The 26554-nt window shown below is 29.4% G+C and carries 39 protein-coding genes and 1 pseudogene; 23 read left to right on the top strand and 17 right to left on the bottom strand.

The annotated features are described in order from the left end of the window. The first annotated feature begins 701 nt into the window (after positions 1-701). Positions 702-1907: an LptF/LptG family permease gene (locus SIB45_RS01085; protein ID WP_011863508.1), complete on the top strand. Its 1206-nt coding sequence runs from the start codon at positions 702-704 to the stop codon at positions 1905-1907. A 65-nt stretch (positions 1908-1972) separates the two neighbouring features. On the opposite strand, the gene SIB45_RS01090 is transcribed toward SIB45_RS01085, so the two are convergent. Both SIB45_RS01090 and SIB45_RS01095 read right to left on the bottom strand, forming a co-directional pair. Then, positions 1973-2557 carry a DUF1543 domain-containing protein gene (locus SIB45_RS01090; protein ID WP_413682134.1) on the bottom strand — a complete coding sequence of 195 codons (585 nt, stop codon included), beginning with the start codon at positions 2555-2557 and terminating at the stop codon, positions 1973-1975. Between the two features lie 85 nt (positions 2558-2642). Beyond that, positions 2643-2786 (bottom strand): hypothetical protein, encoded by a 144-nt coding sequence (locus SIB45_RS01095; protein ID WP_187146056.1) that lies wholly within the window; start codon positions 2784-2786, stop codon positions 2643-2645. A 345-nt stretch (positions 2787-3131) separates the two neighbouring features. On the opposite strand from SIB45_RS01095, the gene SIB45_RS01100 reads away from it, so the two are divergent. Continuing rightward, positions 3132-3287: a hypothetical protein gene (locus SIB45_RS01100; RefSeq protein WP_011863511.1), complete on the top strand. Its 156-nt coding sequence runs from the start codon at positions 3132-3134 to the stop codon at positions 3285-3287. A gap of 254 nt (positions 3288-3541) precedes the next feature. Here SIB45_RS01100 and SIB45_RS01105 read toward each other — a convergent pair whose 3' ends face one another. Further along, complete coding sequence (locus SIB45_RS01105) at positions 3542-4018, bottom strand: hypothetical protein (RefSeq protein WP_011863512.1); 477 nt, start codon at positions 4016-4018, stop codon at positions 3542-3544. A 195-nt stretch (positions 4019-4213) separates the two neighbouring features. Between SIB45_RS01105 and SIB45_RS01110 the strand changes: the two genes are divergently transcribed. Continuing rightward, positions 4214-4594 carry a DoxX family protein gene (locus SIB45_RS01110; RefSeq protein ID WP_011863513.1) on the top strand — a complete coding sequence of 127 codons (381 nt, stop codon included), beginning with the start codon at positions 4214-4216 and terminating at the stop codon, positions 4592-4594. Between the two features lie 19 nt (positions 4595-4613). Here SIB45_RS01110 and SIB45_RS01115 read toward each other — a convergent pair whose 3' ends face one another. Continuing rightward, a complete protein-coding gene (locus tag SIB45_RS01115; RefSeq protein ID WP_011863514.1) occupies positions 4614-4817 on the bottom strand; it encodes a hypothetical protein in 204 nt (67 codons plus the stop codon). 345 nt (positions 4818-5162) lie between these two features. Between SIB45_RS01115 and SIB45_RS01120 the strand changes: the two are divergent. From SIB45_RS01120 to SIB45_RS01135, 4 genes and pseudogenes are all read left to right on the top strand, one after another. Beyond that, positions 5163-5492, top strand: a pseudogene (locus SIB45_RS01120) (DUF3804 family protein). Positions 5493-7135: 1643 nt separating this feature from the next. Continuing rightward, positions 7136-7345, top strand: coding sequence for a hypothetical protein (locus SIB45_RS01125; RefSeq protein ID WP_011863518.1), 210 nt, complete (start codon positions 7136-7138; stop codon positions 7343-7345). A 323-nt stretch (positions 7346-7668) separates the two neighbouring features. Next, positions 7669-7872: a hypothetical protein gene (locus tag SIB45_RS01130; RefSeq protein ID WP_041484723.1), complete on the top strand. Its 204-nt coding sequence runs from the start codon at positions 7669-7671 to the stop codon at positions 7870-7872. Positions 7873-7948: 76 nt separating this feature from the next. Then, the gene (locus SIB45_RS01135) at positions 7949-8104 is read left to right on the top strand and encodes a hypothetical protein (RefSeq protein ID WP_011863520.1); all 156 of its coding nucleotides are present in this window, start codon (positions 7949-7951) and stop codon (positions 8102-8104) included. Positions 8105-8742: 638 nt separating this feature from the next. Here SIB45_RS01135 and SIB45_RS01140 read toward each other — a convergent pair. After that, complete coding sequence (locus SIB45_RS01140) at positions 8743-8931, bottom strand: hypothetical protein (RefSeq protein WP_187146057.1); 189 nt, start codon at positions 8929-8931, stop codon at positions 8743-8745. Positions 8932-9439: 508 nt separating this feature from the next. Here SIB45_RS01140 and SIB45_RS01145 point away from each other — a divergent pair. After that, positions 9440-9847 carry a hemagglutinin gene (locus tag SIB45_RS01145; RefSeq protein WP_011863523.1) on the top strand — a complete coding sequence of 136 codons (408 nt, stop codon included), beginning with the start codon at positions 9440-9442 and terminating at the stop codon, positions 9845-9847. Between the two features lie 262 nt (positions 9848-10109). Here SIB45_RS01145 and SIB45_RS01150 read toward each other — a convergent pair whose 3' ends face one another. Then, a complete protein-coding gene (locus tag SIB45_RS01150) occupies positions 10110-10268 on the bottom strand; it encodes a hypothetical protein (RefSeq protein WP_187146058.1) in 159 nt (52 codons plus the stop codon). 77 nt (positions 10269-10345) lie between these two features. Next, positions 10346-10510 (bottom strand): hypothetical protein, encoded by a 165-nt coding sequence (locus SIB45_RS01155; RefSeq protein ID WP_187146059.1) that lies wholly within the window; start codon positions 10508-10510, stop codon positions 10346-10348. 299 nt (positions 10511-10809) lie between these two features. Here SIB45_RS01155 and SIB45_RS01160 point away from each other — a divergent pair, with 299 nt between their 5' ends. Next, positions 10810-10980, top strand: coding sequence for a hypothetical protein (locus SIB45_RS01160; RefSeq protein WP_011863524.1), 171 nt, complete (start codon positions 10810-10812; stop codon positions 10978-10980). Positions 10981-11007: 27 nt separating this feature from the next. Here SIB45_RS01160 and SIB45_RS01165 read toward each other — a convergent pair whose 3' ends face one another. Then, the gene (locus SIB45_RS01165; protein WP_011863525.1) at positions 11008-11316 is read right to left on the bottom strand and encodes a hypothetical protein; all 309 of its coding nucleotides are present in this window, start codon (positions 11314-11316) and stop codon (positions 11008-11010) included. Positions 11317-11635: 319 nt separating this feature from the next. Here SIB45_RS01165 and SIB45_RS01170 point away from each other — a divergent pair, with 319 nt between their 5' ends. The 9 genes from SIB45_RS01170 to SIB45_RS01210 all read left to right on the top strand — a co-directional run bounded on the left by SIB45_RS01170 (position 11636) and on the right by SIB45_RS01210 (position 16622). Then, entirely contained in the window at positions 11636-12352 is a 717-nt protein-coding gene (locus tag SIB45_RS01170) for a dienelactone hydrolase family protein (RefSeq protein ID WP_011863526.1), read from the top strand. A gap of 146 nt (positions 12353-12498) precedes the next feature. After that, positions 12499-12924, top strand: coding sequence for a cupin domain-containing protein (locus SIB45_RS01175; RefSeq protein ID WP_011863527.1), 426 nt, complete (start codon positions 12499-12501; stop codon positions 12922-12924). A gap of 69 nt (positions 12925-12993) precedes the next feature. Next, entirely contained in the window at positions 12994-13302 is a 309-nt protein-coding gene (locus SIB45_RS01180) for a hypothetical protein (RefSeq protein ID WP_011863528.1), read from the top strand. Continuing rightward, on the top strand, positions 13299-13793 hold the full coding sequence (locus tag SIB45_RS01185; RefSeq protein ID WP_413682135.1) for a hypothetical protein: 495 nt from the start codon (positions 13299-13301) through the stop codon (positions 13791-13793). The genes SIB45_RS01180 and SIB45_RS01185 overlap by 4 nt, the downstream gene beginning before the upstream one ends. Before the next feature lie 84 nt (positions 13794-13877). Then, positions 13878-14519 carry a DUF1651 domain-containing protein gene (locus tag SIB45_RS01190; RefSeq protein ID WP_011863530.1) on the top strand — a complete coding sequence of 214 codons (642 nt, stop codon included), beginning with the start codon at positions 13878-13880 and terminating at the stop codon, positions 14517-14519. After that, positions 14519-14908 carry a hypothetical protein gene (locus tag SIB45_RS01195; protein WP_144038821.1) on the top strand — a complete coding sequence of 130 codons (390 nt, stop codon included), beginning with the start codon at positions 14519-14521 and terminating at the stop codon, positions 14906-14908. Before SIB45_RS01190 ends, SIB45_RS01195 begins: the two co-directional genes overlap by 1 nt. Before the next feature lie 4 nt (positions 14909-14912). Further along, positions 14913-15227 (top strand): hypothetical protein, encoded by a 315-nt coding sequence (locus tag SIB45_RS01200; protein ID WP_011863532.1) that lies wholly within the window; start codon positions 14913-14915, stop codon positions 15225-15227. An 82-nt stretch (positions 15228-15309) separates the two neighbouring features. Continuing rightward, positions 15310-16062: a hypothetical protein gene (locus SIB45_RS01205; protein ID WP_011863533.1), complete on the top strand. Its 753-nt coding sequence runs from the start codon at positions 15310-15312 to the stop codon at positions 16060-16062. 47 nt (positions 16063-16109) lie between these two features. Next, the gene (locus SIB45_RS01210; protein WP_011863534.1) at positions 16110-16622 is read left to right on the top strand and encodes a hypothetical protein; all 513 of its coding nucleotides are present in this window, start codon (positions 16110-16112) and stop codon (positions 16620-16622) included. Between the two features lie 57 nt (positions 16623-16679). Here the strand turns inward: SIB45_RS01210 and SIB45_RS01215 are convergent, their stop codons facing one another. From SIB45_RS01215 to SIB45_RS01235, 5 genes are all read right to left on the bottom strand, one after another. Continuing rightward, on the bottom strand, positions 16680-16865 hold the full coding sequence (locus tag SIB45_RS01215; protein WP_011863535.1) for a hypothetical protein: 186 nt from the start codon (positions 16863-16865) through the stop codon (positions 16680-16682). Next, positions 16866-17378, bottom strand: coding sequence for a hypothetical protein (locus SIB45_RS01220; RefSeq protein WP_011863536.1), 513 nt, complete (start codon positions 17376-17378; stop codon positions 16866-16868). Then, positions 17329-17676, bottom strand: coding sequence for a hypothetical protein (locus SIB45_RS01225; protein ID WP_011863537.1), 348 nt, complete (start codon positions 17674-17676; stop codon positions 17329-17331). Before SIB45_RS01225 ends, SIB45_RS01220 begins: the two co-directional genes overlap by 50 nt. Positions 17677-18352: 676 nt before the next feature. Next, positions 18353-19339 carry a hypothetical protein gene (locus tag SIB45_RS01230; RefSeq protein ID WP_011863538.1) on the bottom strand — a complete coding sequence of 329 codons (987 nt, stop codon included), beginning with the start codon at positions 19337-19339 and terminating at the stop codon, positions 18353-18355. 21 nt (positions 19340-19360) lie between these two features. Further along, a complete protein-coding gene (locus tag SIB45_RS01235) occupies positions 19361-19855 on the bottom strand; it encodes a hypothetical protein (RefSeq protein WP_011863539.1) in 495 nt (164 codons plus the stop codon). 266 nt (positions 19856-20121) lie between these two features. On the opposite strand from SIB45_RS01235, the gene SIB45_RS01240 reads away from it, so the two are divergent. The 3 genes from SIB45_RS01240 (at position 20122) to SIB45_RS01250 (ending at position 21380) form a co-directional block, all read left to right on the top strand. Then, positions 20122-20310: a hypothetical protein gene (locus SIB45_RS01240; protein ID WP_225866353.1), complete on the top strand. Its 189-nt coding sequence runs from the start codon at positions 20122-20124 to the stop codon at positions 20308-20310. Positions 20311-20371: 61 nt separating this feature from the next. Next, positions 20372-20599 carry a hypothetical protein gene (locus tag SIB45_RS01245; protein WP_071813384.1) on the top strand — a complete coding sequence of 76 codons (228 nt, stop codon included), beginning with the start codon at positions 20372-20374 and terminating at the stop codon, positions 20597-20599. A 322-nt stretch (positions 20600-20921) separates the two neighbouring features. Further along, positions 20922-21380: an EVE domain-containing protein gene (locus SIB45_RS01250; protein ID WP_011863541.1), complete on the top strand. Its 459-nt coding sequence runs from the start codon at positions 20922-20924 to the stop codon at positions 21378-21380. Positions 21381-21387: 7 nt separating this feature from the next. Here SIB45_RS01250 and SIB45_RS01255 read toward each other — a convergent pair whose 3' ends face one another. The 3 genes from SIB45_RS01255 to SIB45_RS01265 all read right to left on the bottom strand — a co-directional run bounded on the left by SIB45_RS01255 (position 21388) and on the right by SIB45_RS01265 (position 22562). Then, positions 21388-21639 carry a DUF2811 domain-containing protein gene (locus tag SIB45_RS01255; protein WP_011863542.1) on the bottom strand — a complete coding sequence of 84 codons (252 nt, stop codon included), beginning with the start codon at positions 21637-21639 and terminating at the stop codon, positions 21388-21390. Between the two features lie 312 nt (positions 21640-21951). Then, positions 21952-22323 carry a DUF1818 family protein gene (locus SIB45_RS01260; protein ID WP_011863543.1) on the bottom strand — a complete coding sequence of 124 codons (372 nt, stop codon included), beginning with the start codon at positions 22321-22323 and terminating at the stop codon, positions 21952-21954. A gap of 2 nt (positions 22324-22325) precedes the next feature. Beyond that, complete coding sequence (locus SIB45_RS01265) at positions 22326-22562, bottom strand: DNA-directed RNA polymerase subunit omega (RefSeq protein ID WP_011863544.1); 237 nt, start codon at positions 22560-22562, stop codon at positions 22326-22328. A 97-nt stretch (positions 22563-22659) separates the two neighbouring features. Between SIB45_RS01265 and SIB45_RS01270 the strand changes: the two genes are divergently transcribed. Continuing rightward, positions 22660-24228, top strand: a complete 1569-nt coding sequence (locus SIB45_RS01270; RefSeq protein WP_011863545.1) for an Hsp70 family protein — start codon at positions 22660-22662, stop codon at positions 24226-24228. Between the two features lie 7 nt (positions 24229-24235). Here the strand turns inward: SIB45_RS01270 and pyrR are convergent, their stop codons facing one another. Continuing rightward, the gene (gene pyrR, locus SIB45_RS01275) at positions 24236-24772 is read right to left on the bottom strand and encodes a bifunctional pyr operon transcriptional regulator/uracil phosphoribosyltransferase PyrR (RefSeq protein WP_011863546.1); all 537 of its coding nucleotides are present in this window, start codon (positions 24770-24772) and stop codon (positions 24236-24238) included. Positions 24773-24909: 137 nt separating this feature from the next. On the opposite strand from pyrR, the gene gpmI reads away from it, so the two are divergent. Then, positions 24910-26532, top strand: a complete 1623-nt coding sequence (gpmI, locus tag SIB45_RS01280; RefSeq protein WP_011863547.1) for a 2,3-bisphosphoglycerate-independent phosphoglycerate mutase — start codon at positions 24910-24912, stop codon at positions 26530-26532. The last annotated feature ends 22 nt before the right edge of the window (positions 26533-26554 follow it).

Here is a 26554-nt window from a genome sequence, read left to right on the forward strand (position 1 = left end):
AATTAGGTCGTCATGAGCTTGCAGGTGGGATACTTGCAGGCTCTTTCAATTTTAAAAGTAAAAAAAACTAAGCATTTAAATAATTTTTGACGAATTGAATAATATCCTAAAGAAAAGAAACTAATGTCAATGTTTTTTTTATTTGCTAAATAGAAAATAGACTGAAGAAAATGTATGTCTCTAGATTTTATTCTCATTCCATCTTGTATTTTGATTATCCTTTTTCTTTTAAATCGAGAAAATATGATCTACAAAAAAAATCAAAAAGTTAAGTAAGATCATATTCTAAAAAGACTGAATAATAAAGATCGAAAACTGTTTTACCGAAAATAATAATTTTAAAAAAACTACTTTAAAAAAGTTTAAAACCTTAAAGGATTTACTTGAGAAACTATACCAACTTTTTTCTTAAAATTAATTTGTCCCAATATAGTTTTGCATTATTAATTTGATTTAGTTTTTGTTGGCAGTGTACGCAATTGCATTCGTATATTAACGTTTTATTTTTCATGCTTTAACTGTTTTTTTTAAAGAAACCAAATTTCTTCTTTTATTGCAAGTGTTAATAAATTTTTTTTTTGATAAATTATTGAAATTTAAATAATAAAAAGGTTTTTCTTAACTATCATTTTTATATTGGTTTCTAAATCCTCAATATTTTATAATGTTAAAAAAGACAGTAAAAAACAAATAAATTTCTTTTGAAACTTTCAAATCAATCACTAATAAAAAAAACTATTAATAAAATCATTTCTCCTTGGTATTTACTTCCTTTAATTGATAGATGGTTATTAGGGCAAATAATTCCTCCCATGATATTTGCAATTTCTGCTTTCACTGTCATTTCATTATCTGTTGGCGTGATGTTTGATCTTATAAGAAAAATAGTTGAATTTGGCTTACCTTTATTTCTGGCTTTAAAAGTCCTTTTTTTTAGTTTACCCAGTTTTTTAGTTTTATCATTCCCAATGGCAGTTTTGCTTTCAACATTATTAGCCTACGGAAAATTATCAAGCAATTCAGAATTGTTGGCTTTGAAATCTTTGGGTATAAAAACTTCAAGAATCATTTCTCCAGCTATTGCTCTTTCAATATTTATGACAGGATTGACTTTTTACTTTAACGATAATTTAGTTCCTGCGAGTAATAAATTAGCTGAAAAGACATTAAGAGCAGGAATAGGAAGTTCTTTTAGTGCTGAACAACGAAAAGATAATATTATGTTTTCAAGATATGGATCTAGGATAAGTTCATCAAATAAAAAACCTACAAAAACAAATACTTTTCTTACTCATATATTTTATGCTTCATGGTATGAAAACAACATTATGGAGGGTGTTACAGTTTTAGATTTTTCTAGAGAAGATTTTCAACAAATCTTAAAGGCAAAGAATGGAGTATTTGACAAAAAAAGTTCTTCTTGGATATTTTCTGACGGGAATATTGTATCAATTGATCCAAGCGGGCAAACTACAAATATTCAATTCCAAGAATATACTTATCCATTTGTTGAAGGTCCTATGGAGCTAGCAAAGGTGCCTAAAGATGCAAATGAAATGACTTTAAAGCAGGCTATACAAGCAGAAAAGATTTATGAAAAAACTGGAAACTTAAAGGAGATAAGAAGAATTAAAGTCCGCATTCAAGAAAAATTCACTCTACCTTTTGCATGCTTGGTCTTTGGATTAATAGGAAGCAGTCTAGGGTCTAAATCTAATTTAAGATCTTCAAAAAGTCAGGGATTTGGGTTGAGTGTAATTCTTATATTAATTTATTATGTAATGTCATTTTTATTTAGTTCCTTCGGAGTAAAGGGTATTTTACCTCCAATTTTTGCTGCATGGTTACCTGTCTTAATTTCTCTTGGAGGTGGAATTTATTTATTAAGAAGATCAAGTTCTTTTTGATATTTAAATCACATAAATTAAGAATGCAATACAAATTATTTTGCAAAAAATAATTTCTTAAATTTTTATTTCTCGTCTATTTTTTTATAACCATACCAATCAGGATGGTTGTTTTCTTCAATAATGTTATTTTCTTGAGTTAATTCTATTTCCCAAATACCTATCTTTTTTATTGGTTCACAATCATCGCAACTAATTAACATTTCTAAAGATGCAAGATCATCTTTATGCTTTTTTTTACACCCAATAAGCCATTTAGATTTAGCTATATTTTTTGCCTCTAATTTACTTGAAGCTATAACTAATCCAAATTCATGTTTTTCCTGCATAGAAGTTGGATTGTATCCTCCAATATTGACAAACCATAAATTTTTTTTTTGAATTATTTTTTTTACTAATTGCTTTTTCCCTATTTTATTCTTTTCAACATTTATTAAATTAATCTTATGGCCATCTATATATTGTATTTTTTTATAGCTATCAATATGCAAACCTTTTGAAGATCCAAACCAATCCTTTCTTAAAGCATCGTATGTGTCTTCAATTTTAGAGCCAACAACCCATCTAACATCATGTAATTCAATATTAGCTTTTTCTGCTCTATCCCCAAGTACAACCAAATAAAGAAAATTATTTTTTGAATTATTCACTTTCAATAAATCAAATTTACAAAAACTTTAATTTAAATTATAAAAATTTACTTTAAAGATTATTTCTGATAATTCAGAGATTCTGTTAATTAAACCAACCTTTTTTCTTTTCTTTAACTTTTGGTGAAGTCTGAATATTAGGCGCTTCGTCAACTCTACCTTTGATAATCATTAAGGGAACTATTGCCCATAGAGCTAAAAACAAAATCCAGAAAAGGTAGATGTTCATAAAATTAGAAATGAATAACACAATAATAAAATTTATTAAATAAGATTCGTGAGTTTCTTTTTAAAGTTCTAATTTAAATGTATAATTGAGAATTTTTGTTTTAATTAAAGCTAAAAAAAATAATTCATAAATTTAAAACAAGTATTTGTGATACCTTCAGAATAAAAATAATTGAAATATAAAAAATCTATAAATAAATACAAAATAATTGCACTCAACAGAACCACTGCTTTGCTTCAGGAAATGTGGAGTGCAACCTTATAATGACACGATAAAATTCTTTTCGTGAATTTTTATAAATCAAACTTTTGATTATCTAGAATAAAATCAAAAATTAAAAGATCAATGAAAAAATGTGATTTATGTCATAAGCCAGATAAAGTTCATTATAGAGTTAAATCCATAATTCATAAAGAATGGATTTTTTGTTGTAAAGAATGTTGGAATGAAACTTCTAAGCAAAATAATTATTCCTACGGTGGAACAAGAAAGTCAAGATAATAAATTTTCCTAGAAACTAATTTGAAAAATAATAATCAAATAATTAGAGGCTTAGAAATATATAAAATTACTTTCAATAAGTACATGACAAAAAGTAAGCTAAATTTAATATCTTAAAAACAATTATTTATTCTTTATCAATTTTGGCATTTTGTTCATTTTAGGAATTCTATTATTTTTTCTTTCGGAATCTAATACTAATAAATCAAAATAACAAATAAACCAATTATTATTTTTAAAAAAGATTTTAACTTTTAAAAATAATCGTTAATTTCTTTTTTTATAGATTTATATTCGAGATTAATATCTTGAATAAATTCGTCAACTTCTTTTTTTATATTTTTATATTCATCAATTTTTTGTTTGCTTTTGTTATAGAAAATTGATTCAAATTTTCCTGGATTTGCTACCTCAATCCAATATCCTGCTAAACAATAAATTTGGTTAGGAACAAAGTTTAAAATCAATAAATTCTTGGATTTTTTATACTGATTAATAATCTTATTAGCGAAATTACCTTTAGTTTTGTTTGTCCCAAATAGAGTAATATCTTTTGCTAAAGACTTAAAATTCTTAGATAGATTCTTACTCTTTTCAACTGAATTTCTAGAAATTATTTTTTCTAGAGAATAACAATAATCGAAAAAATTTGTATTTTCTTTTTTTGAAGGATATACAGTTATCAAGGAACTTAAAAGTAAAAAAGAAGTTAAAGTTAATTTCTTAAACATTTTTAAATTATATTTACTATTACATAAATATAAAAAGACAATTCATAAATTACTCTTAATTTCCTTAAAAAAATTCACATTAATTCAAAATATTTTCTATTAATAGACTTAAACCACTTTAAGAAAACTTTAAAAGTATTTTGTACTAATTAAGTATTTATCAAATGCAATAATTTTTTTTCTTATAATAAGTTTATGAAAAACTCTTTTTTGAAAAATAAAAGCATCAAATCTTTTTTAGATTTTTTTTCTAGAGTATCAATTTCAGCAATATTTATCTTAGCCATACCAGGCAAAATAAATGATTTTGAACGAACAGTTGAATATATTTCTTCAAAAGGAATTCCTGAAACAATTTCATCTATCCTTCTAGTGGCAGCAATTATATGTCTTATCTTGGGTTCTGGATTTTTCATATTTGGAGAAAAACAAAAAATCGGTTCAGTCTTTTTATTACTATTTCTTATTCCAACAACAATAATTTTTCATTTATTCCCTTTCCATCAAAGAGCAGTATTTATTAATCTCGGATTGACAGGTGGATTAATTATTGCTGCAATAAGGGACCCAAAATAGATATCTTAATTTAAGAAACTTAAATATTTTTTTTTCCATCTCTTAATTCTGGGAAGCAATTCGCAATATTAATTAATTCATAAACCTCTTTGCTATCGTATTTTTTATTAGGAATTCCGCTTCCTACTTCTATGCCTCTTTCTTTCATCTTCTTTAATATCAATTCTTGTCTTTGCATACTTGTCATCGACTTAAATCTTTTAGTTCGTTCTTCTTTATTCACTAGATCTTAATTTAGTTAAACTTTATTTTTATGGTTATATCAATTAGCGATTCATTAAATAAGTAAGAAAGCCAGTAAATGTAAGTAATTTAAATCCAATAAAAAAAGGCAAATATTTTTTGACTTTTTTGCCAACGGGTAATAATTTATTTAATGAATTGATCATGATTTAAATTAAAAATCTAATTATTTTTATTATCCTAACGAATTTTTTTTAGAATTATCCTATTTAGATTTGTACATTTTAAACAGTAGATCTAAACTAGGAGTGTTACGTCCCTTTTTTTATGAATGATAAAGAAACAATAATTTCATTATTAAATGAGTTTGCTAATCCAAAAAAAAATGGCCTCATTTTTTGTTGACAATGCGACTCCAGATTTTTTATTCATAAGACCGAGTGGTAATCCAATAGATGCAAAAGGATTCGAAAAAATGATTACTTGTGATATAGTTCAAGAAAAGGCAGAAATAACCAAAATTCACCGATTCGAATTTTTAAACGAAAATATAGTGATGTGCATTTTTACACTAGGTTGAAATTTTACTTTCAAAGGGGAACCTAATGATGACTTACCAACAGTTACGTCAATTTTTAAAAAAGTAAATAATATTTGGAAAATTCACTGGATGCAAAGATCTAGTGGAAATTCAGATTTATCTTTATGGGATTAGCAAAGTTAATAGCTCTTTTAATAGTACTACTACTTGTAGTTAGTTCTTTTATTGGTTTTATTATTTATTTTATAAAATAAAATAAATAAAGAATACCCAGTAAATATTTCTTTTTTTAAAAAACAATTGCTTCTTTTAAGCTAAGTAATTTGATTTTCAGGTGAAAATAAAAACTTTAGACAGACTAACGCCTATATCTAAAGCCAATAAAGCAATAAGTAAGTTACTCATTTTTTAGAACTCTCAACTATTTTTTTGTAAAGTTCCTCAGAAATAGGTTGCATAACCTTTTAAAAATCTAATTACAAATTAATTATTTTAAAATTAATTTCTCGTTACTAAATATACGAATATATGAATTTTTAAATAGGCAAAAAATATATCCACTATAAGTTCTTCTTATAAAGTATTAATAAATACTTAATCCAAAAACGTCAATAAATGTCCAAACTTTTTTAAAAAAGAAATTAGAAATCTTATTTCAAATAAATAGATCCTCTATAAGTAAGCTTTATCAACTTTTCTTCTTGTTTTCTACAATATACGAATGACTTTCCATTGAAATACATGTTTACCATGATGCAGCTCCTAAATTTGCTCAAGTCCCCGTCCTATGGCTTGAGTCGTACTGCGGTCTATCAGATGGTAGATCGGACGATTTTGTAGTATTCACTACAATCTATTTATATGGTATTTATACTTAGATGTCAACAATTAATAGAAACTAAACTTAAATTTAAAAGTAGATTCGGCTCTCATAAACTCCCGAGCAAGAATATAGAACATATAACTACGAGTAACTCCCATAAAAACTGAAACAAATGCTAGAACTACACAAATAGGGCAATGTGGGAATCCCATTATTTATTATCCAATATAAATTGCAATTCAGTCTCTGCATTAAGAATATCGATTCTTCTCTTGAGGAGTTTAAAAAATTTAATTATTTTTTTCAAAATTAAACCTTCTTTAGGCATCAATAATAATATTATTCTAAGAATCAATATATCAATGAGCAAAAATACTGAATCCATTGATATAACAGAATTTTTGTAGCATAATTATACAATAAACAACTCCAACATATGCTCAGATACTTTTGATCAATTAACCCATAAATGCTTATTCAAAATAAATAGAATAATTGGAGATCTTGTTACCTTGCAGTACTATTTTTCTTTTGATAAAAAAATAGAGCGGGCTAAAGTCCAATACTTCACGAGGATTTAGTCCGCTGCCAAAAGTCAGAGATTGCAAATTTTTATCTCATAATATAAATATATGCTTTGTGAGAAAAATCTTGATTACTTAATAAATTTATTTTGTATATAGCTATTACAAAAATTATGAGTTTATTTAAATTAGTCACTAAATCCTCGTGGAGAAAGCTTTAGTAAATTTATTTTACTTGTTACTAATAAGATCAGCCGAATCTCATTATGGAGAATCATTTGTATCTGTAGAAGTTCCATCTAATTCAATAAAAAGTTTTTCTTGATTTTAGAAAGTTTTTAATACTTAAATTCTTAGCTTTCTGAAAATTGAATAACTAATTTGAGTTAAGTTGGTTAATTATCTCTATTGCAAATAAAGATAAGGTTGTTAATCTTGCACTTAAAGAAGAAACTTAATTTCTTAAACTGATGCAATTTGATCATTTAAATTTCAATGAATATGATGGCCTTATGTCAATAGAAGATTTAAGGGCTTTACGTCTTCGAAAAAAGAAAATTGAAACTGATAAGAAAGCTAGAAAGTATATCCTGGATATAAATCAAAGATATAGAAAAATGAGTACTCGCAAAAGTAATAACTTTTTAAGGAATATGAACCCTTTTAAAAAGGCCGCATAAATTGTTAATCTTGATTTTGTTAATTTGTTTAACTTTGCAACTTTCAGAGTAAGATTTTAATGGTGTTTCTTTGGAAGAGTTTCACCAAGAGGGGTCAATTTTTGGCCCCTTCTTTGCGGAGATATTTTTTAATTGAAACTCGTTATAAAATTCAAGTAATACTTTCTTAAAAGTCGAAAGTGATTTAAATCTTTTGTTTAAAGTTTTTATTACCGCTTAATGAAAACTGTATATCTTAAAGTAAATCCTCTTATAAAAAACAAAAATTTTAGCTTATGCACCATTTCCCATAATTTATTGATTTTTTTCATTTGCGATTTTTAATGGCTTCACCTACAAGTTGGGAATTCTACAAAGAAGTTGAAACTAAGATTCTATGGGTCAATATTTGTACCCAAAATTTAGAAGGAGTAGCTATTTCGATCAATAAATGGTGGAAGACAAGATATCCAGCTTACAAAATCAGAATAGTTTCCAAAAAAGAATTTGAGCTAGTAAAAATGAAAGCTGAGAAAAAGGAGCAATAAAATTATTCTTTGGTAAATATTGATGCTGAATATTTAATTTTTGCAGCTATTATGAAATCAATTAATTAAGGAATAAATGAATTCTGCATTTGCAAAAGTCTCAAATTTGAAAGTTAACAGGGCTTCTAAAATAGTTATTACTCTGGCATCATCAACTTTCTTTTTGTATACCTTGGGTCAAGCACCAATTTTTAAAAATATTCTTACAGGTGCCTTCTCTTGCTCTGGCTAAATAAAATACTTTTTTTATAGAAGCTAAAAAGCTAAATAGACTATGATTGACAGTCGATCTAAACTTAGAGGGATAAACCCCTCTTTTTTAATGTTTAATAGATTTATTGCTGAAAAGATAATGACTCTTCTTATTTCTCTTTTCAGCTGATGAATATTTCTCCGCACCTATTAATTGATGCTGTGATATTAAGCGCTGCCCTTACGATAACTTTGGTATTAAGAGCAAAAGGTAATGCTGCCAGAAAAGAAAAAGAAAATAAATGATTACAAAAGAAGAAGAAAAAGAATTTAAAAAACCTAAATTATATAGATTTTGGAACTTTCTTATTTATGGAAGTTCCATAGCTATTGGAGTTTTCTTAATTTATTTATATTCTGCTTATATCTTTATAAATAAATGACTTACATCTACGGCATAGCGATTACTTATGGGGTTGTGAGTCTTTTATTGCTTGGTGGGTTTGCATACTTTACTTTTAAAAGGAAACGCTAATTTTTAGTATCTCTCAAATAAAAAAATCAAGAGTGCTAATACCTAAAAAATAAGAGGGCATATATTTGCCCTCTTCGAGTCTTATGCACCTCGCTGTCCATAAAGTCGATGAAGTGCTTTTGACTCCTAAATTATTTCTACTCCTACTCAATGGAAAATGATAGTCGTGACAACCACAAAGCACTAATACTCGGGTAATAATACTCTATTAATTTCAGTTGAATCAGAGGATAATTAAGGAGTAGAGATATAGGAGGTTTTATGAGACTTACCACTCCGTTCACTGCCCTAAGAAATGCAACTTCAGATATTTGGAGAGTGCATGATTTCATTTAAATTACCCAAAAAAGAATTAAAAAAATATTGAGAGCAAGAATGCATTGCGCATCCTACTAATAATCATTGCAAAATTTATTGTGATTAATATTTGATCAATTTTTAGGTATTCTTACGCTTGTTTTTATATCTAATCCGTACTAAATCTCAGTTATTAAAAAGGAGGAAAGTAGATGACTAATTTAAGTTTAGAAATTCTTTTTTGGACAATTTTAATTTCATATCTTGGATTAAGATTGAATCAAACTTGGAATGGTTACAGGCAACAACATTAAGGGGGAAAAATGAAACTACAAACACAATTTACTGTTCCCAAAAAAGATTTACAAGATCTTGATTACGTCAGGAAAACGCAAACTTTAGAAAAAACTTTAAAAAAATTTGCATAAATTATCCATCTGAGGAAGATTGTTTAGTTTGTTGCAATTAACCAAAAATAAATAATTATTGTTTGCAAATAAATTCTAATCGTATTTGTTAATTCATTAGCGGAGAGGTTGAATTATGGAATTAAAATTCTGTGCTACAACTATTTTTAGAGAAACTCCCAAAGTAACTTTTTTTGATGCAGGCTTAGATTCAACTAATGGTTGTGATGTTGTTATTCATTCAGGAGAGGCTATATCTCCTCCAGATGAATTTGAGCATGAACAGTACTATGTGCACAATCATCAAATTGATCACAATTTAGTTATTGCTGGTGAGCGAAAATTTATTTTGATAAATCCAACTCGGGACGAGCCCCATCATGTGATTTATCTAAAAAGATCTATGGGAGCACTTGAAATCCCTATCGGAACTTATCATAGGTCAATCTCTGGAAAAGAAGGGAGCATTGTTTTAAATCAACCTATCAGAGATAAATTTCTTGATTCAAAAAAAGAATTTATCCCTCATAAACTAAACAAATAAGGAAATCTTAATCTCCTCAATTAAGTATTTTCTACGATGTTTTTATCTGAAATTCTGATTTGAATTAGTAAAGGTATAGATTTTCCTATGGAAAAATCATTTCTGAATTTTATTTATTGGATCTTGGTAAAGTCAGCTGAAAGTTACTACGGAGATTCATTAAAAACAGAAGTACCATATACACCTTATTTTTAGTTTTGATGGACCTTAACTTTTAATATTAGATTTCTGTTTAAAGAGTTATTAGTTTGGAATTAATTTATCAAAAAACACAATATGGGTTACTTATAGATTCACTACAAAATAATCTCTTACGTTGAATTTCTTTTACTGATTGTGAATAAATTTTAGCGGTAAGGATCGCTCCAAAAGTAACTAAAACTACAATTAGAAGAAGTAGCTCAATTGCGAGGTTGGTCATAAGATTACCCTCCTTAAATTCATATAAAAACCCTACAAAGTCAAAATAGGTATTGAATAGAGTTTAAATTCCTATTTTTAGCAATCGAGATTCTTTGGTACTGGACTAGGTTCACAATTTTCGACGCATTCTTCTAAAGACTTTTCAGAATTACTATTAATTTCGCAACTACGAAGACAGTCATAGAAGGCATACTTGGGGTCTAATTCATTTTTGAAGTGTTTATTTCTAAATGTATTCATGATTAAACTCCCTTTGATTTTTTTTCAAGTTGATTAATTAATTTATCCAACCAAAGAGTATTATTGATCTTTTTTGTGTTTTTAAAGTATTTCGTTTTGTAAGTACTCATGAAGTGAAACCTCCAATCAATGGAACTAATTTAATGGTGATTATTAAAATTTCCTAGAGCAAAAATACTGATTATGAATTTAGTGAAATATTTTAAAAAAGATTATTTTATAGTCTGTATTTTAGGTATTAAAACTCTTGCTTCTTATATAAAACAATACTAGATAACTTCTAAAAAAGGGGGTTAATTATGACTTGCGGAAATCTAATTAAAAATAAAATTCAACATGCATTTGGTAGTTTGTTTGAAACGTTATCAATTGAGAGAAAACTAACTGATGCTCAAATGGAATGTATGCAATTCGGAATTTGTGATTATGCTCCAAGACAAGTTAAGAAAGTTCCCTTTTTTCATTATTAATCTTAATTTATTTTAAACGAAGTTCGATTAGCTCCTTCTCACCCAATCAGGAGATCCACTAAACCAATCAGCAAGATCATCATTTTTGGGATCAAAATGATTTTCAGTTTCTAAACCATCAAGGCCAAGATTCTGGATAAGTCCATTTACTCCATCTGATTTTTGTTTGCCATATCTCCTCAAGCTATTAGCTTTCTTAAGCCATGTCCATATAGTTGAATTATGTTTTGCAAACTTTTCTACATAAATTCTTTCTTCCAATGCAACATGTTCATCTAATGAAATCCTCTTTACGATATCCTTAATTTTTAAACGAGTCTTGTTGGTTAGAAACATAATTCATAAAAGAAGTTAATGTTTTATAAAAGTTTTTTTTATGAATGTCTTGTCAATCTTTATTTCAAGAAAAAGTATTTTTTAGGAGCTTTTCAAGGACAAATATATTTATTTAACAACAGGTGTATTCAATTGGTAAAAAAGACTACTTAATTCGATTTATATAACTTATATAAAAACGAGTTCAATATAAGTTTATCTACATAAATTTAAGATTTAATTTATAAAATTGAATAAGGAAAATTTACAATTACTATCGATCTAAACTAAGAGAAAAAATAACTCTTTTTTTTGACAAAAACTTTTTATGTAATCACAAATGAAAGGTCAATGGACAAACGTTTATAGTGATGATTTACCTCTTAGATCTTGGTGGGTAGATTCAGATAGTGAGTGTGAATATATATCTATAGTTTTACCAGAGGTGTTTGGGATAAATCACTGGATAAGGAGTTTTTCTGAAAAATTAGCCAAACAAAATGTACCTGTATTAGCCTTACCTCTTTATGGTAGAACAGCTCCAAAATTAGATTTATCATATAGAGAAGAAGATTTGAAATTAGGAAGGCATCATAAAAATTTAACCACTTCAAAAAATATTATTAAAGATATTTCTGCAGCTCTAAATTGGGTTAAAGAAAAATATCCAAAAAAGAAAATTTCAATTGTTGGATTTTGTTTTGGGGGTCATGCAGCAGTCATAGCCTCTTCCTTAAAAGGAATAGATATTACATTTTGTTTTTATGGGGCAGGTGTAACCGCGCCAAGAAAGGATACTAATTTTGCACCTATAGATTTACTGGAAAAAGTTTCCGGCAAATTAAACTTCATATGCGGGTCTTCAGATGATTTAATTCCCTTACAAGATAGATTAGAAATAAAAAAAAGATTTAAAAAACTAGATCCGTTAGAAGAGAGATTTATTTATGTCGAAGTTAAAGGAGCTGATCATGGTTTTATGTGTGAGGAAAGAGAATCCTTCCATAAGGATGCATCATTAATAGGTTGGAATTTATTGATGAAAGAATTAAATTAATAAAGTCCAAGAGAATGATTTTGATCAGTGTCTGCACTAATAATTTATAAAGATTAAATAACTTAAAAAGTCAAATCAAGTACTGACAAAAAAGAAAAAAATAAATACTATAAGTCTAAATAATTTTCTAGAAATTCAAATTGATCATGAAAAATCTATTCATAGCATTTGTTTTTGCATTAATGCTTATCAACCCTAGTATTTCAATAGCTGCAGAATCTCCTGTTGATGTACAAGAAGTATTTGTAGGTTCTGAGACTATGGATGGAGATGCTCTTAAATACCCAAAAGGAAAAGCAGAAATAAGATTACAAAGAGTCGAGTTGTCTGAAGGAGGGATAGTTCCGCTCCACTCTCATCCAATTCCATTATTAGGCAATGTTGAGCAAGGTACGATTGTTGTCAAAAGACAAGGGATGGAAGATCTTACCTATACAGCAGGGGATACTTTTATAGTTGGTCCAAAGACACCAAAACATACAATGGGAAATGCAAAAACTGATAACGCAATAGTTTGGTTCGCAGCAATTGGAGCAAAAGATGTTCCAATTTTAATTCCCGCTGAAGGATAAATTTTAATCTTAAATCAATTTTTTTATTTACATTCAAACTAAAATAAGGAGCAGTTAGCTCCTTTTTTTATGACTGCTCAAAATTTTATGAATGTTGTTCGATTTAAATTAAAGTCAGATTGTATAGATCAGTATTTTGAAGTAATAGATAAAACAATTTTTGAGGGGATGACTCAAAGATATATCGCAAAAACTGGAGATTATGATTACTGTTTTGTTGGGATCTGGAAAAATGCAGAAGCTATTGCAGATCAAAGGCCAGCTATGATTGCTCATCTTGATGAGGTTAGAGGATTTATGGAAGAGTTATCTCCTGAACTTGGAGTTACCGATCCCGTTTCAGGAAATATTGTTTCTAAAGTTGGTTATCATGATTGACAGTGTATCTAAAATTAGAAAATAAGTTACTCATTTTTTATGCCCCAAGCCAAAATAGTAAAAAATATGGAATTTGGGCTTGGGTAGGTGCTTTGTATAGTCCCATTATTTTTTGGGTTTTTTTTATTAATTTGCCAAAAGTAGAGTGGAAATATGTCTTTGAATCTAATAAAACAAGAGTTGCGCGCCATCATCGAAAAGCAAAAGATATTGGATTGCCTGGAATACCTTATTGGAGAAATACTGGAACAGGAGCAATACTTTATGTAAATGAAGATGACATAGCATACGCAATGTGCGGTCCTGATTTCTCTTGTTCAGAGAAATTAAATACAAAAAAAGGTATACATTATTTGCCTGTTGCAGGTGGGGCTAAAAGGATTAAAAGTAATGTTATATTTGCTTTAAATAGCTATTGGTGCGATAGCTACGAAATCAACAATTCTGGCAAATGTAGATCAGGTGGTTGGGTTAATGGTTCAGAGAGATAGGATCCTATTTAAGAAATCTTTTAATAAAGAATATTATTGACAACTGATTTACCATTAATGTACTTCTTGAATGCCATAATCTAGATGCTTTTAAATATATTAATTGCCTCATTAATTCCTTTTGTTGTTTGGGTAATTCAAAAAATATCTGGGAATACAGGTCCTAAAGCTTCATATTTGAGAAGGAGAATATTCGCATATGGAATATTAATAATTTTTATTTTTAGCGTTATTGGTTTTATCTCTTTATTTCAAGAGGCACAAGGAAATGGAAAATCAATAGAGATATTATCAAGAGTCTTAGCAAGAGATAGTGTTTTTTGGGCGATATTATTATGGGCTGGTCTATCAAATAAACCAAATGAAGATAAAGGATTTCTTTATTCAATTTGGCAACCATATAAACCTGAATATATTGCAGATAAAAAAAAGATATCTAAATCCCAAAAGAAAATACTTAAGAATAAAGAACCAGACTTTTTAAGTGATGAAACCAAAGAGGGATGGTTGATTGATCAAAAAAATACTTGGTGTAAAAGATTTTATTTAGAGAACAATCCAAATGCAGATTTAAAACAATATGTTGTTGAGCAAACTGGTAAATTGCTTCCTAACCAACCTCCAGAAATAACAAAAGAGCTTAAATTAAAAATAAAAGAGGCAAAAGCAGATTGGAAATATTACATAAATAATGACTGGTTACCTACGGATAAGAAATGGGATTAATGAAACGCTTACTTCTTACACTTCTATTATTTGCTAGTCCTGTATTGGCAGAAAAATATACTATTTATACAACCGAAAGACCGCCAAGTTCATGGTCAGGAATAATTGATTCTGAAGGTTATTATTATTGGTTTACTAATGGTATTCCTCCTGCTGAGAAACATAAGTGCGATATTCTTTCTCAAGGATGTTGGATAAAGACCAATGAAAAAGCAGAAATTATAAGTAAAGACATTATCAAAGTTAATAGATATGGAACAGAAAGATACTTCTGTTCAGAAGAGCATATACAAGCTGTAAATAAAGCTAACCCTAAACCTACATATCTTCGATATAGTTCTCACGATCATGGATATGGAAAATGTACTAAAGATGGCTGGGTAAGATAACGAAATGAAACGCTTTTTACTCTTATGTCTTTTATTTGAATTAATACCATCAGCTCAAGCAAGAGTAGTTTATATAATTAATTTCGGAAGAATAAATATTGAAGAAAGGTGCCAAGACGGGCAAGCAGATCATCAAGTTTGGCGTATGGATGTAAGAGGAAATATTCAAAAAATCAATTTAAAAGGACAAGGAGATAACTACTTTAAAAATCCAGAATTAATTCCAATCGATATTCGTAAAACTGACAAAGGTTATTTATGTAGTCAAAGACAACTTACTAAATCAGAAATTAAGGCATACAATAAAAAATTCAAATGATTTTTATATTTAGCTCAGTCTTGATAGTAAAGGCAGTTCCATTTAACATCAAACAATTAATAACAATCAAAAAATTTTTACAGTGAAAGATTTTTTACAAAAACTTTGGAACACAAATCCGAATTTAGTTCTTGGCACTGGTTCAGTAATTATTTTGATTGGAGGATTTTCTTTTTTTAATCCTGAATTAGGGGTTTCAGACATGGGTATAGAGGAATGTTTAGATCGATCCAACAGAGCCGATAATAGATTTACTGCTGAAAAAATATATAAAAGGTGCATTAGAAATATAAATAAAGAGCTTGCTCTTGAGAAAAAAAATGCATTAGAGAGAAAGAAAAAAAGAGAAGAAGATAAGAAAAAAAGAGATGAAGAACTTAAAGCTCAAAAATTGGCAAACAAGAAGAAATATAAGAATTTGGTAAATAAAAGTTTGATTTTATTTGATAACTCAGATTGGGATTTTGTATCTGATGGGAAAAATTATTATGGTTTTGCAAAAGATAAGAAAAAAATTGGAATGTATTATGTTGTTTTTAGACGATATTTCCTTCCAAAATATGAAGAACCATTATTAACTCCAGAAAATTATTTTACTTTTAATACTTGGGATAGAAATTGGAGAAACTCAATTAAAAATTGGTTTGTTGTTGATTGTGAAAGTAGAAAAACTGCTATTGCAAGAGGAAGCAATAACTATTTTATAAAAAGTGAAGAAGACCCCCTCTCTGCTTTGAATAATATTTTAAAAATAAGTTCTTGGAATGAACCCGCTAAGAAGGGGAAAATGAATTATACCTTTACTAATTATGCTTGCACAGCAGAACAACAATAAAAAACAAATGAAGCAAATAAGACTTGTAACTATCGAGGATATTTAGATTGAAAAAGTTCCTCATTCCTTTACTAGCATTTCTTTCATTACCTATACCAATTAATGCTGAAAAGCTTTGTACATTAACTAGCGAGTTAGATAAGGATGTTGTTATCAAAATGGATGGTGAGTATTTAGGAATGTTTGGTCGCATTACCTATAAAAATAATCCAATGTATCGTATAAGTTTCTTTCATCAGAATGGGTATGGTGGACATAGATATACCATTAGTGAAGATAAAGATCCCAATATTTCATGGGAGGATTTTAAACACCAAAAATATCCTGGGAATGGATTGGCAGTCTTTTTTGTTGGAAATCAAGTAGCTAAAGGTACCCCTGTTGAAAAACGTAAAAAGGGGCAGAAAAGAATGCTTATGCCAAAACTTGGACAAAATATTTGGTACATAAGAAATGAATGGGAAAGAAGAACGGAACCTGACAATTTAAAGGTAATAAGTGCCGCGGAAGGCTTCTTTAAAATTGAAGGAAAGAAATGTAAATTCCCTTATATGTGGTAATAAAAAAGAGAGCTTTTTAAGCTCTCTTAAATACGAAATGTTTAGGTTCGTGACTTACTAACGAAGGAAGCGTTTATTTCTTCCAGATAGATCATTACCCATTTTCATGACCAATGAGATCATTAGTTGAGATTCCTGAACTAGCAAAGTTTTTAGCTCCTGATAGGTACTCCATTTAAAACTATTAATTGTTTTAGAAGTCTTTAAAAGTTTTTTTAAAACTTTTTCAGTTTCACTATCCACTTAATCGTTAGGTATTGCATGACCATTATTGTCATCATCGCTGTTCCAAAGATGGAAAACTCTTCTTAACTTATTTATATCTAAATTAGTTAAAATTTGTTCTTTCATGACTTCGTCAAATTTTGCTTCCAGAAATTCAAATAATCTTTTTTCAAAGTTTTGAAGTCCCACAGCAATTAACTCATCATTCTCTTCCAAGCTCTCAAGTTTTTGCATTACTAAAGAGGTTCGAAGTTGACCTTTTTCATTAGCTTTAACAACAACTTCTTTGCCAATGTATTTTTCAACCTCTGACAAAGGAAATGATTCATTAGGAAAGAGACAAATACCGTTGAAGGAAGGCTCCCTTTTAACCCTCCCTACAGTGTATCCATTTCTCTTCCCATCACGAATATGGTAAAGGATACCGCTAAGAATGACTGTCTCAAAGACAGGCATAATATCTGTTTTCGTTGCCATCGTTTTATGAGGTAACGAGTCCAGAAAAAGAAGGCATTTGGTTGTTGTACTCACTTTTAAGTAAAGCTTCTTGCCAAAGCCTTGAGAACTTTCCGAGATTTTTAGAAACTAAAGTTTCATTAGCTCTTTGGTTCTGAAAGATGCGATCAAATCCTGCTTCTTTAGCATTTTTTCTCGCCATCCAGATTTCAAGAACAACTGAATCATCAAGCCGAATTCCTTGACGGGTTGCCTTTCTGATGTAAGCAGTAAAGTATTTCCTATCACCAAATTGTTTTGGTAAGAGATACTTTTTACATGCTTCTATTGTTCTAAAATCTTCCTCTAAGTATTTAGAGTGAAGAGTTGACATGAGAATTCACCTCCTTTTTTTAAATTGATATTGCTAGAGATATAGATGGTCTCTTCGAAATACTGACGCTCCATCAGAGCAGAGAACTGAGTCAACAGCTTGGTAATGGGTCTTGTCTTTCTTTGACTTAAAAATAAATATATACCAACTTCAATTTTTTGACAATATTTAATTTAAAAATAGCCATGGCGGGCTAATAGAGGGGAGAGTAATGGCGGGCTTATAAGGAGAAGTGACCGATCACGGGCTTATAAGGAGAGGAGTAATGACGGGTTAATAGAGGGAGAGTAATCACGGGCTTATAAGGAGAGGAGTAATGACGGGCTAATAGAGGGAAGATTATAAATACAACAAGTCTTCTTTAATACAACAAGCTTAGCTGGATATCCCTGAAAGATATCACTTCTAAGTACTACCACTAACTCTTTAACTAGACTTAAAAAGTCAAACTATAACTAGGTTTAGAACGAGGGCACCCTATTAGAGGGAAGGAGAATAAAATCTCCCTTTAAAATACTGTTAGCTGGATATCCCTTATTGATATCACTTCTAACTACTACCACTAACTACTTTAACTATATATATGTGATATACAAATTAGTAGTAGAGGTAGGATGAGAGGAGATAGAGAAAATATATCTGTTAAATCAATAATAATTAAACTAATAATTTTTTATCACTCTATCCATCTATCTTCACCAGTAAATATAAGAACAGATCCACAATCAATAGACCCTACAGTTTGTCTATCGTAACCAACATCAACAGCATATTTAAAATTGAATATTTGAGCTTTATTTTTATCACTTAAATTCCAGCATTTTTCTTCATCAAGGAGACTAAGAGGGTAAATAATTATATCGCCTGATTTTGTGTAATATTTATTTCCTGTTTCGTCTGGATATTCTCCCGGTCCTAAAGCAGCTTTGAATATAGCGAAATATGTATCATCCTCCAATTGCAAAACATCATTTTTTTCAGGTTGCCATTTTTCCTTATTTTCATAATCATCAATAACTTCTAGAGGATCGCCAATAAAATATACGCCTTTAGGCAAACATCTTTGCTCATAAATTATTTCTGTATATTTCTTTCCATTTTTTTGGGCTTCTTTTTGATATTTTTTGGAAGCTTTTTTAGCTAATTCATATGATGGAAAATGTTCTTCAGAATAATTACCAGCCATGTTAGCCGCCTCAAGAAAATACCAATCTGGTGCCGGTTGTGTCCCTTTTAAAAGATAAAACTTTTCGTTTAAAAGGAGTGCATTAAACAAGCCTTTTTCTATCAGAAAATTTACAGCTAAAATACATTCTTTACAAGCAACTGCAATTGCAAGTGCTATTGGCAAAAATAAAGTGACAATATAATTTGTACTTTGGTTAAATTTTAAAACTACAAAAGCAATAATTAATGACCACGCAATTATGTATAAAGTTTTTTTCAGTAACCCAGAAACTTTGTAGTTTTGAAGGTTAGTAAATTTAATAAATTTATTTATTCTTCCTTCACCAAAAGAGAAAGATAATCTATACACAAAAACATGAAGAAGGAAAATAAAAATGAAAGGATAAAATTTAATATAAAAAGAATATATTAAAAGCCCTAAAGCTACAAAATCAAGAATGTCTATAGATGGAAAAAAAAGCTTTTTAAAATTCATTTGCCCAATATATTTTTGAAATTAAAACATTTGATCTGCAAGCATATTAGTACTGGTTTCTCTCGTAAAGTTTATCCCTTTTATTTCTAGTGAAGATCTGACTAATTCCCAAGCCACAAAATATCCCTTTGCTAACTCTTTCTGAGAAATTGATTTGGAGAGCGATAAGAATTCTTTTGTAATTGGATCAAGTTTAGAGAAATCTCCTTCTATTGAAATTTCGTTAATATCTGATCCAATATTAATTTCTAAACATTTTGAGCTTAATAATAAACCAATTACAAAATTCAAACGGGTAGCCTCACTTGCCCATTTCTCCGAATTTTTCATATTGGGAAATGGTGGATAACTATTCATAAGATTATCGGCTATTTTCTTACCAAAAGTATTTCCATCAGTAACTATAAAATCTATCTGATCCCATCTTCTATTTAAGCCGCGTCGGATATTTTTACGAATAGTTCGAAAAATATGCCATACAACTAAACCAATAATAATAATTGCAATTATTTGCATAGTAATTTTTTAAATAAATTTCTGAAGAAGATTAAATCATTAAGAAGAACAAGGTTACCCCCATACCCCCTTCGAATTTTCAAAGAAATTTAAAAGATTAATAACAACCTATCTAATAACTAAATAAAAAACAAATGGACAGAACACAACAAATAAAAGAAGCTCACCCTTGGCTTTCCTACGACGAAGTAGTGAAGGTTCTTCTCTATCATCATCAGGGTTCAATGTGGGTACAGAACCTTCAGAGAGACAAGCTTGAGAGGTCGATGGAAGCGTTTACAAAGCTCGTTAAATCTAAGAGTATAAAAGCCCTTAAACCCTTTGTAGAGTACGTTCTAGACGTGTACTACAACGGTGTAGATGAGTATGGCAATCAGATAGAAGAATCAAGTAGAGAAGAGCCTTTCGAGCGTAGATGGGATAAAGCAAGAGCTATCCTTTTGAAGAGCAAATAAGCTTGTTGACTCTTGCCCTTTACCGATGCTATAAATATTAGTACACTTGTACTATATAATTATGGAGGACTTGCAGGAATGGGATTATCTAGAGGACGAAATATTGGTAAGAAAACGACGGAAGATTTGTATTACTTGCAATCACTTCAGGTACAGCACGACAAGTTCTTGTGTCACCATCCTTACCTGTCCCTTTCATCAAAAACTTATTCCTCAAGGAGATCATCTCATTAAAGGATGTAGATATTGGAGAGAGAACAGCAGAATATTTGCTCCAGAAGCAGCTTGAGGATCTGGTACGTAGTTCTATAGAGAGAGCATTCAACCTAGTCTATGACTGGGTTTTACATGCCTAGCTGGTATAAATTTGACAATCTGCTGGTATAAAAGACTCTCTCATTCCCTGAAAAGCATTGCAAATACAAGGTTTGTTAATTTCAAAAAAAGTTTACTTCAAGCGATCTGTTTCTATATTTTTCTAAACTTTCTTAGACCAAATATCTTCGATAAACTAAACAAAACGCTTTGGATTTAGCTGACTTTCTAAAAAAGTTAACAAAATGCCATACCAGCACCATACCAGCAGCCCTAATTCCCGCAAATTATAGACTATGACTGAACCTAATTACTGGCTAATGAAAAGTGAGCCTGATGCTTACAGCATAGATACTTTAAAAAATGACGGTGTAACTTTATGGGATGGAATAAGAAATTATCAGGCTCGAAATTTTATGAGAAAAATGAATAAAGGAGATAAAGTGTTTTTCTATCATTCGAATTGTAAACCCCCAGGTATTGTGGGACTTATGGAGGTAATAGATCTAAATATTGTTGATCCTACTCAATTTGATCAAGATTCAAAATATTTTGATCCAAAATCGAAACCTGATAATCCGAGGTGGGATTGTGTAAAAGTAGAATATAAATTTAAATCAGATAAGATTTTAAGTTTACCTGAATTAAAGATTTTATTTAATGAGGATGAGTTATTAGTCGTAAAAAAAGGAAATAGGTTATCTATATTACCTGTCAGAAATGATACTGCAAAAATACTACTAGAAAAAATATAAAAAATTTTTAATCCTTAAAATTCATTGAAAACATATTGCCAATATAAAGTCTCGTTAAATCCCTATTTTGAAATCCTTTTTGCATCAAAAATCCAGCAATAGCGGCTTGTAGTATTCTGTATTGATCCCAGTTAGGATGATCCTCCACAAATTCTTTCATAGCCTTTTGAAGATTTTCTTGAAGTTCACATTTGAAACTTATTACTTCATCTTTATGATTTAATACTTTTGAATTTTTGTCGTAATTTAACTCTTGCATGTTGAAAAAAGTTTATTGGAATTTAATTCTACAAAATGTAGTTTTCTCCAAAATTACTGAATCGTCAACAAGCATTATTAAGAGACAGTCTCAGGTTATAGAATAATGAGAATTCAGTCATAAATAGGGGATTCAGAAAAATCAATTTTATAAATTTAAATATTACTTAAATATAAAGATTTATATAAAATCAGAAGTTTTCCACATGGTTAAGATCATCAGATATTTTTTTTTAAATACTGTGGAAAAGTTGTGAAAAATTTTTTTTGGGAAGGGGAAATTTTTTCAAAAATTTCCAATTTTATTTATCTTTCAATCCATTGATTCCCACATGTTTTTTATTTCATAAAATAAATTTTGTGCTATTGGTATCGGCCAATACATTTCGAAGGATCTAGTTTGGTCTTGACTTTCAAAAACAAACCTTAAACTCCATTCATTTTTTTTTCCTTCTAAGTGGATATACCAAGGTAATTGTTCTAATTCTAAAGTAATAGATTCTTCATCCATTAGTTCATCTTTGATAACTAATAGTTGTTCATTAATTCTTAAGAGTAGAAGGTACAGTGAATTGAATTCACTTTTTTGTAACTCTATTGACCAATCGTCTACACCAATTAAAAAGCAAAATTTGCCTTTTTTTAAATCTTTAAGTAATCTCCATCTTTTTTGGTCTTTTACCAAAATTAGCCTGGAAGTAAATCTGGTTGATCTTGCTCATCACTTAGTTCAATAATTGACCTTTGAACGGGTTTAATAGTTGATTCTTCTAATAAGCCATCAAAATCATCAAAACGTCTTTGTTTAGCTCTGAAAGCAATTCTGACTGTAGTTAAATATCTATTAGTTGATTTTCTTATCAAGCTCTCACCTCTCTTTGCAAGATCATTAGAATCAATTCCTGCATTGTTAGATATGTTCATTAAAAAAATTTTTTACTATAAGATGTATTTTACAATTTATTCGACCATTTCAAAACATAAATTACAAAAAGAACTTAATTGATTTAAATAATTTCATATGGAAGAAAGTTTATCTGGAACACTTGCTATCGATTTAGGGAACACTAATACTGTTGTTGCTTTTCAAGATCAAAAAGATATAAATTCTGTTTTAGTTGAAATACCAAATATTACATCATCTCCAGGAGTTGTTCCTTCAGCAGTTTGGTTTGAGGAACCTTCAAAGATTACAAAAATTGGTATTAGTGCTCTAAAAATGAGGGATAACTCAAATTCTGATTTATTTTTTCATTCGAACTTTAAAAGATTAATTGGAAATTCTATTGAAAAAATTAACCAAAAAAATATTTTAAATCCTAATGAATGTGGCGAAAAATTTTTTCAAATTTTATGGGCAAACATTCCGCAAAAGTATGAGATTAAAAGACTTGTTTTAACTGCTCCCATAGATACATATAGGGGATACAGAGAATGGTTAGTTAACCTTTGCGAGGAAATATCTGTAGATGAAATAGCCCTTGTTGATGAGCCTACTGCGGCAAGTTTAGGAATAAATGTACCATTTGGCTCAAAAATAATGACATTAGATATTGGAGGAAGTACAGTCGATATGAATATAGTCAAAATAGAGGGAGGAGAGGGAAAATCTGGTCCAATCGCTGAACTATTAAAATTTAAAGGTAATGATGTAAGCTCAATTTCAAAACAAAAAATAAGGTGTGCTGAAATAATTGGGAAAGCAGGTTCAAAAATTGGTGGGAAAGATATTGATCAATGGATCGTTGATTATTTTATTCCAGGTCATAACTATATTAATAATCTTTCTAAAGCAGAAAAAATAAAATGTAAACTCAGCTCATCTGTAATCAAATATGAAACTAAATATCCAATAAAATTATTTACTGAAAAAAATAACGAAAGTGAATTTTATCTTAGTAAAGAAATATTTGAGAAAATACTCATTGAAAATAATTTTCTTAATCACCTTAACTCTTTACTAAAAGATTTATTAAATCAAGCAAGAGGTAAATTTTGCACAGTTGAAGACTTAAATGCAATAGTTTTGGTTGGTGGAGGAACTCAAATACCATTGATTAAAGAATGGATAACAAAAAAAATTCCAAAAATTCAAATAAAATCGCCACCCCCTATTGAATCAATAGCTTTGGGAGCTTTAGCGATGACCCCGGGAGTAAAAATTAAAGATATTTTAAACAAAGGGTTATCTATAAGATTATTTAATAAAAGAGAGCAAAAACACTTTTGGCATCCTATTTTTTGCAAAGGTCAAACATGGCCAACAGAAAAACCCTTTAAACTGATCCTTCAAGCCAGTAAAAACAATCAGAAAATATTCGAAATAGTAATTGGAGAGACACAAAAAGAAAGAGCATATGATGTTATTTTCGAAAATGGATTACCAAAGTTATCAGAGATTCAAAATGAAGAAGAAATTATAAAATGGGGCAAAAAACCACTCAAAATAGTATTAAAAAATAAATCTAATATTGGAGAAGATACTTTAAAACTTTTTTTTAAAATTACGAAAAATGCCGATTTATTGGTTAAGTGTTTTGATGTTAAAGATGAATTTTTTGGAGAATATAATTTAGGAAATATCTATTGAAAGATAGCTATTCAAGAAAAACTCCTTCCTCATTATCAACATTATTTAAACGTAAACTAATACTTTCTATTTTACTAGTTGGTACTTTTTTGCCACAAAAATCTGGCTGAATGGGTAATTCTCTATGACCTCTATCTACCATTACTAATAACATCACCCTTTGAGGTCTGCCCCATGAATATAAAGCATCCATTGCAGCTCTAATTGTTCTACCTGTGTAAATTACATCATCTATTAAAAGAATTTCTTTTTTCTCAATAGGAGTTGGAATATCAGCAGCTTGTATTAGTCGAGTTCCAACTCTATTTTGGTCATCTCTATAAAAAGTTGGATCAATTGTTCCTTTTCTAACTCTTAAACCTGTTCTTGAGAATAATTCCTTTGCTAGGACTTCGGTCAGAGGAATTCCTCTTGTCGGTATACCAATCAATAAAAGGTTATCCAGTTTTTTTACTTTTTCGATAATTTCGCAAGTTAAACGCGAAATAGTTTTTCTAAGTTCAACTTCAGTAAGTATTACAATCTTTTTTGAATTCTTGGACATGATTTATCAAGAAATAAAATTAATCTAATATTTTCATAAATTAGCAAAAGCTAACTATGTTAAATATAAATTGTTAAAGAGTAACGTTTGAAGCTAAATTTAAGATTGGATCAGTTAACAATGAATTTGATCTAAATATGTCAAAGATTAGCAGCAAAAATATAAAAAGTTTAAGTGTTCCTCAGAGCCCTGTAGTTCTTGCAATACTAGATGGTTGGGGATATCGAAAAGAAAAATCAGATAATGCTATAAAAAGTGCCAGTACACCAATCATGGACTCATTGTGGCATGCCTACCCTCATACCCTTATAAGTGCTAGCGGATCTGATGTAGGCCTCCCAGATGGTCAAATGGGCAATTCAGAGGTAGGGCACCTTACCATTGGTTCGGGAAGAATAATACAACAAGAACTTGTAAGGATTTCAAATATTGTAAAAAATAATCAATTAGGCTTGGTCAATGAATTAAAAGAGATGGCTGCTTCATTAAAGAAAAATAATTCTACTTTGCATATCACGGGACTATGTTCTGATGGAGGAGTTCATAGTCATATTGATCATTTATTAGGTTTAATAAAATGGGCATCTGATAATAAACTTAAAAAAGTTGCAATCCATATTATTACTGATGGTAGAGATACTCCTGCAAAAAGTGCTTTGAAATATTTAAATCAAATAGAATCATGTATAAAAAAATATAACGTAGGCGAAATAGCTTCCATATGCGGAAGATACTGGATAATGGATAGAAATCTTTTATGGGATAGAACAGAAAAAGCATATACTAATTTGACTGATCCAGATATTCAAATAACAAATTTTTCTCCCAAGGACTACATAGAAAAAAGTTATGCCAAAAACATAACCGATGAATTTATAGAGCCAATACGAATGTCTGAAAACTATCTTAAAGATGGAGATAGTTTAATTTGCTTTAATTTTCGTCCAGACAGAGCAAGACAAATAGTCAAAGCCCTTTCACTCAATCAATTCTCAGACTTCGAAAGAAAAAATTATCCAAATCTAGAGTTTGTTACTTTTACTCAATATGATCCCAACTTTCCCGTTAAAGTTGCATTCCCTCCTGAATCACTCAATAATTTTATAGGCCAAATAGTTTCAGAAAACGGACTTAAACAATACAGAACTGCGGAAACTGAAAAATATCCTCACGTAACATACTTTTTCAATGGAGGAGTTGAAATACCCTTACCTGGAGAAGAGAGACATTTGATTCCATCTCCAAGAGTCGCAACCTATGATATGAAACCCGAAATGTCTGCTGAGGAATTAACTATTAGTTGCTCTAAAGCAATTAAAAGCGGGAATTATGCTTTTGTTGTAATCAATTTTGCCAATCCTGATATGGTTGGTCATACAGGCAACATGGATGCAACAATTAAAGCTATAGAAAAAGTAGATAAATGTATAGGTCAAATAGTTAATGCTACTGGAGAAATGGGCGGAAGCATTGTTATTACAGCTGATCATGGTAACGCAGAGGTAATGAAAGGATCGGAAGGAGAACCATGGACAGCACACACAATAAATAAAGTTCCATTAATTTTGATTGAAGGTGAAAAAAGAAAAATACCAAATATGGGAAACGAAATTAATTTAAGAGAAAACGCGGGGCTAGCAGATATTGCTCCCACTTTATTGCAATTATTAAATCTACCAGTACCAGGAGAAATGACAGGCAAATCGCTTATTCAAGAAATTGAATTAAAGGGTTATAATAAGGTCGTTCAACACGTTTAGAGTAAATAAAAGTTTTTAAGCA

This window comes from Prochlorococcus sp. MIT 1304, from assembly GCF_047305015.1.
GTDB lineage: Bacteria > Cyanobacteriota > Cyanobacteriia > PCC-6307 > Cyanobiaceae > Prochlorococcus_A > Prochlorococcus_A marinus_E.